The 477-nt window shown below is 63.9% G+C and carries 1 protein-coding gene; it reads left to right on the top strand.

Going from position 1 to position 477, the window contains the following annotated elements; genetic code table 11:
• Positions 1-477, top strand: a 477-nt coding sequence (locus AC1D1M_RS31500; RefSeq protein ID WP_477778708.1) for an immunoglobulin-like domain-containing protein, incomplete at both ends; no start/stop codon positions are given.

Below are 477 nucleotides of genomic sequence, written 5' to 3'. Positions count from 1 at the left end.
GCGGTAACTACGAGAACCTGGTGGCCGATAAAACCCCGGTCAGCACTACCGTCACCGATACTCCGGATACCACCAATTTGTCGCTGAGCGCGACGGATGCCGTGGCCGAAGGCGGCTCGATTGTTTACACCGCGACCCTGACCAACGCCACCGGTTCGCCGGTGACCGTGACCCTGTCGAACGGCGCCGTAATCACCATCGACGCCGGCAAGACCACCGGCACCGTAAGCGTTGCGGCCCCGTCCGACGACGTCTACAAAGACGCCGGCACCGTTCAGGCCACGATCAGCAACGCCACCGGCGGCAGCTTCGAAAACCTGGTGCCAAGCAGCGTACCGGCGGTGACCAATGTCACTGACACCATCGACACCACCACCGTGAAGCTGACCGCGACTGAAACCGCGGCCGAGGGTGGCACTGTCACCTACACCGCCACCGTTGGTGCCGCCGTCACCGGTTCGCCTGTCGTCGTGACGT

It is taken from the genome of Pseudomonas sp. P1_F7 (genome assembly GCF_056405655.1).
This window is presented reverse-complemented; position numbering and strand designations above follow the sequence as displayed.